This window comes from Arthrobacter sp. (assembly GCF_031179385.1).
In the GTDB taxonomy this organism is placed as follows: domain Bacteria; phylum Actinomycetota; class Actinomycetes; order Actinomycetales; family Micrococcaceae; genus Arthrobacter_D.
Genome location: NZ_JAPSHV010000153.1, coordinates 1 through 5,173, shown reverse-complemented (window position 1 = coordinate 5,173; position 5,173 = coordinate 1). Strand labels below are relative to the sequence as shown.

Here is a 5,173-nt window from a genome sequence, read left to right as displayed (position 1 = left end):
TGACATGCACGACGTCGGACGCTTGAGCACGCGCATCGAACAATGCGGCCTTGAGGGCGCGGGTGGCACCAAGGCCCTCGGGGTCCGGCGCGGTGATGTGGTAGGCGTCGGCGGTGACGGAGGTTCCTGCCAGTTCTCCGTAGATTCGGGCGCCGCGTGCCAGGGCATGTTCCTCTGCTTCAAGGAGCAGGGCTCCCGCACCCTCACCCATCACGAAGCCGTCGCGATCGACGTCGTAGGGGCGCGAGGCATGTTCAGGATCGTCGTTGCGGCGTGACAGGGCCTGCATGGACGCAAAGGCAGCGATCGGCATCGGGTGAATCGCAGCTTCGGCGCCGCCGCACATGACTACGTCGGCTTTACCGGACCGGATCAGTTCGAGTCCCTGGTGAAGGGCTTCGGTGCCGGACGCGCAGGCCGATACGGGGGTATGGGCACCGGCGCGGGCGCCAAGGTCCAGACTGACCGCGGCCGCCGGGCCGTTCGGCATCAGCATGGGAACGGTCATGGGCAAAACACGACGGGGGCCCTTGGCCTTGAGGGTGTCCCAGGCATCGAGCAACGTCCAGACGCCGCCGATACCGGTGGCGAAGGCGACAGCTAAGCGATCGTGGTCCACATCCTGTATGCCCGAGTCGCGCCACGCCTCACGGGCAGCAACGACTGCGAACTGGGTTGAAGGGTCCATCCGCTTGGCCTCAACCCGTGTGAGGACTTCACTCGCAGGAGTCGAAACCTGGGCAGCGAAGGTGACGGGGAGCTCGAACTCGGCAACCCAGTCGGCCTCGATGGTGCGGGCGCCTGAGACGCCCTTTAGTGCGTTCGCCCACATGGTGGGAACATCGCCGCCGATGGGTGTGGTGGCGCCCAAGCCGGTGATGACTACTTTGCGTGCCATGGTTCACTCTCTGATGCGTCGTTGTTTCCGTGTGGAAGGTGCCTGAAGATGCGGCGATGGCGAAGTCGAGTGCCATCGCCGCACACGACTAGGACTGAGCGTTGGCGATGAAGTCCACAGCGTCACCGACGGTCTTGAGGTTCTTGACTTCCTCGTCGGGAATGCGCACACCGAACTTCTCCTCGGCGTTGACGACGATGGTCATCATGGAGATGGAGTCAATGTCGAGGTCGTCGGTGAAGGACTTGTCCAGCTCTACGGATTCGGGAGCGAGGCCCGTCTCTTCATTCACGATTTCAGCCAGTCCTGCGAGGATCTCTTCGTTGCTAGCCATGATGGCTCCTTTTCTATGTGTTCCGGTGCATACCGGATCGGTTCGATCGGGCCGCGGTTACGGCTCGAAGCGGAAAACTACGGGAGGACGACCACCTGGGCGCCGAACACCAGACCGGCGCCGAAGCCGATCTGCAGTGCAAGGCCTCCGCTGAGCTCCGGCTTCTCGGAGATGAGGCGGTGCATGGCGAGCGGGATCGATGCGGCCGAAGTGTTGCCGGCGTCGACGATATCCCGGGCAACGGCCACCTGATCGGGCAGGCCGAGCTGCTTCACCATCTCGTCGATGATCCGGATATTCGCCTGATGAGGAATGAATGCCACGAGATCTTCAGCGCGGACGCCTGCTGCATCGAGTGCTTGCTGGGCGACTTTGGCCATTTCCCAAACAGCCCAGCGGAACACGGTGGGGCCATCCTGGAGCATCGTCGGCCAGATTGCCGACTCCGCGGCTGAGGACAGTGCATCGGCGCCCTGGGACAATGCAGCCAACGACAGGTCACGCACGTCAAGGAGCGAATGCGTCATCCGGATGGATTCATGCTTGCTGCCGTCGGAACCCCAGACAGATGGCCCGATTCCGGGGGAGTCGGACGGTCCGATGACGACGGCGCCGGCGCCGTCACCGAGTAGGAACGAGATGGTGCGCTCGGTGTTGTCGATGAAGTCAGAGAGTTTCTCGACGCCGACTACGAGGACATAATCCGCGGTGCCCGCATGCACGAGGGCATCCGCCTGAGCGATGCCGTAGCAGTACCCTGCGCAGGCTGCCGAAATGTCGTACGCAGGTGCAGGAGTAGCACCGAGACGGTCGGCAAGCTGCGCAGCTGCAGAGGGGGTGGCATAGGGGTGCGTCACGGTGGAGACGAGCACAGCGCCCAGTTGCGAGGCCTCGATGCCGGCGTCCTTGAGAGCAGCTCGTGCTGCGGCTTCGCCCATGTCGATGACGCTGGTGTCCTTGTCGGCGCGGTGCCGCGTGGCAATGCCCGTGCGCTGCCGGATCCACTCGTCGGAGGAATCGATCCACTGACAGATGTCCTCATTGGTGACGATGACATCGGGGCGGAAGACACCCAGACCGTGGATGCGCGTGTGCTCACGCAGTGTGGACTGTTTGAGGGTGGGAGTAGTCACGCGTTTCCTTCTGCGATGGGGGCGTTGGCCGGTGGCGCGGTCCGGGAGTGCTCTTCGATGAAGTCCCGAGCGGCGCCCAGGTCATCAGGTGCTTTTACTGCCAGGCTGGCCGTTCCACGCATCCCGCGCTTTGCCAGCCCTGTCAGGGTACCCGCTGGAGGCAATTCCAGCACTCCGGATACGCCCATGTCCTGCAGACGCTGCATGCACAGGTCCCACCGGACCGGACGGGAAACCTGTGCAATGAGGCTGTCGAGATTCAGTTCGCCGGAAGCTACTGGTTCGCCGTCGTAGTTCGAAAGCAACGTCGCAAGGGGCTCTACCGGAGCCAGGGACGGACGAAGCGCTTCAAGCGCCTCTACAGCCGGCGCCATGTGGTGAGTGTGAAAGGCGCCGGCAACCTTCAGCTGTATGACGCGTGCCTTCTGGGGCGGATCCGCGGCGAGTGCCGAAAGCTGCTCAAGCGTGCCCGCTGCAACCACCTGCCCGCCGCCGTTCGCATTCGCCGCAGTCAATCCGTGCCGCTCAAGGGTGGCCGCGACGTCGTCGGGGTCCCCGCCCAGCACCGCGCTCATCCCGGTAGGAGTGACTGAAGCGGCCGCGGCCATTGACTGTGCCCTGGTGCGCACGAGTGTGACGGCATCCTGCTCGGTCAGGGCTCCGGCAATCGCTGATGCCGTCAGTTCACCGACAGAGTGGCCGGCGACGACGGTCGCTGAAGTGAGCGGTGTGTCACCGAGGAGCACGCGGGCGGCCACTAGCCCGGCGGCAACGATCAGCGGTTGCGCTACGGCAGTGTCGCGGATGGTTTCTTCGTCAGAGACCGTTCCGTGCCGCACCAGGTCGACGCCGGCGGCATCGCTGAGAGCCTCAAGGTGCTCGCGCACGCCCGGAAGGTCGAGCCATGGAGTCAGGAATCCGGGGGACTGGGACCCTTGTCCAGGGCAGAGAATTGCAAGCACGTATCAAGCTTTCCAAATGGGCGGTAAGAAGCAGGGTGTTTCGGTGCACGAAGCTCCCGAAGCCACTTTGTAGGAAGTCTACAACGAGGCGGTGCGATCCGACCTAGTCGAAGACCGCTCTGTTGCGCTCTTGGGAGGCGGCGCGAGACGTCCGATAACGAGGGCTGTCTGCAGCACGAAGGCCTCCCGGGGGAGGAGCGGGTCCCATCCGGTGATGTCGCACACGCGTCGCAAACGGTAGCGGACCGTGTTGGCATGGACGAACAATTCCCGGGACGTGGCTTCGAGCGAATGACCCAGCGCCAGGTAGGCGGACAGGGTTTCTTCCAGCCCGTTCTGCGCGCTGGCAAGGGGACGGTAGATGTTGCGCAGGAGCGCTTTCCGCGCGGTGTCGTCTCCGGAGATGACCCGTTCGGGCCATAGGTCATCGGCAGCGACAGGGCGCGGGGCAGAAGGCCACGCCCGGGCGGCGGTGAGCCCGGCGAAGGCGGCCTGGGCGGAACCGCTGGCCGCTACCAGCGAGGCCGATTCGGGCCCGTAGACTACCGGGCCGGGGCCGAACAGTTCACTGAGCTTCACGTAGGAGCTGTCGCGGTCCTGCACCCCTCCGAGGACGAGAATGAGCCGATCGCCCTGGATTCCCACGAGTGTGTCTTCAGCCAGACGGCTGGTCGTACGGCGGAGCTCGTTGAGGAACATCGCGTTCGGCTCGGCAGGAGAGCTGCCCACCATGACGGTGATGGGCGCCTGCGACTTCCAGCCTACGGCCGCGATTCGAGATCGAAGCGCATCTGAACTTTCCCCTCGCAGGATCGCATCCACCACCAGGGCTTCCAGCCTGGTGTCCCAGGAACCGCGGGTTTCGGCGGCTCTGGCATAGACATCGGCTGCGGCGAACGCTACCTCGCGCGAGTACCTGAGCACCGCCTCGCGGAGGAGCCCCTGGTCAGCATCCGAGGCGAGGTCGGGCACCTGATCCTCTACCACCTGCACGACGACGCGGATCAGCTGGAGCGCCTTCTGGAGGCTGATGGAGCGCGTAAGTTCCGTCGGTGCCGTACCGAAGACATCGCTGAGCACCCACGCCGGAGAAACAGGTTTCTGGTACCAGTTGACGAAAGAGGCGATGCCCTTCTGTGCTACCAGGCCAAGCGCGGACCGTTCGTCGGGCCTGAGATTGCGGTACCAGGGCAGGGAAGAATCAAGCTGCTTCAGCGTGGCCGTCGAGATAGCGCCAATTTGGGTCCGCAGCCGGTCCACCGTCGTCGGATCCGGAGCGGGCAGGGACGTCCCGCGCGGGGGAGTGGGCAATGCCATGAATCGAGCATACGGCTCCGGCCCCGTGGGCTCCATTTTGTGCAAAGGCTACAAAGAGGCCGTTAAACGCCGAGCAGGACCCGCAGCTCCCCCGAGGGAGCAGACGAGTCCTGCCAGGGTTAAATCGGGGGTTAGGAGTCTCCGCCTGCGTTGCCCGTTGTTCCGGCGTTTACGTCCAGGAGTGAGTACTTCTCGATGGCCTGGCGTGGTGCTTCCGGGTCGACTTCGCCCCGCTTGGCCAGAAGCTCAAGGGTGCGTACGACGACGGAGTGGGAATCGATCTTGAAGAAGCGCCGTGCAGCGGCACGCGTGTCGGAGAAGCCGAAACCGTCGGCACCGAGCGTGGCGAATTCCTGGGGGAGGAACTGGCGGATCTGGTCGGGTACGGCCTTCATGTAGTCGGTGACTGCCACGATGGGTCCCGGAGCGTTGCCCAGTTGCTGCGTGACGAACGGTACACGCGTCTCGGCGCCGGGGTTGAGGAAGCCTTCCTCCTCGGCGGCGAGGGCGTCACGTCGGAGTTCATTCC

5 protein-coding genes and 1 pseudogene are annotated in these 5,173 nt (G+C 64.3%); all 6 read right to left on the bottom strand.

Annotated features, from left to right (window positions below; all coding sequences use genetic code 11):
- A partial coding sequence (locus RIF85_RS14400) for a beta-ketoacyl synthase N-terminal-like domain-containing protein (protein WP_309072589.1) occupies positions 1-898 on the bottom strand: 898 nt, incomplete at its 3' end.
- 88 nt (positions 899-986) lie between these two features.
- Positions 987-1,232 (bottom strand): acyl carrier protein, encoded by a 246-nt coding sequence (locus RIF85_RS14395; RefSeq protein ID WP_309072588.1) that lies wholly within the window; start codon positions 1,230-1,232, stop codon positions 987-989.
- A 77-nt stretch (positions 1,233-1,309) separates the two neighbouring features.
- The gene (locus tag RIF85_RS14390; RefSeq protein WP_309072587.1) at positions 1,310-2,365 is read right to left on the bottom strand and encodes a beta-ketoacyl-ACP synthase III; all 1,056 of its coding nucleotides are present in this window, start codon (positions 2,363-2,365) and stop codon (positions 1,310-1,312) included.
- Positions 2,362-3,327 (bottom strand): ACP S-malonyltransferase, encoded by a 966-nt coding sequence (locus RIF85_RS14385; protein ID WP_309072586.1) that lies wholly within the window; start codon positions 3,325-3,327, stop codon positions 2,362-2,364. Before RIF85_RS14385 ends, RIF85_RS14390 begins: the two co-directional genes overlap by 4 nt.
- Before the next feature lie 78 nt (positions 3,328-3,405).
- Complete coding sequence (locus tag RIF85_RS14380) at positions 3,406-4,644, bottom strand: helix-turn-helix domain-containing protein (RefSeq protein WP_309072585.1); 1,239 nt, start codon at positions 4,642-4,644, stop codon at positions 3,406-3,408.
- A gap of 131 nt (positions 4,645-4,775) precedes the next feature.
- A pseudogene (locus tag RIF85_RS14375) lies at positions 4,776-5,173 on the bottom strand (pyruvate dehydrogenase (acetyl-transferring), homodimeric type); the annotation flags it as partial.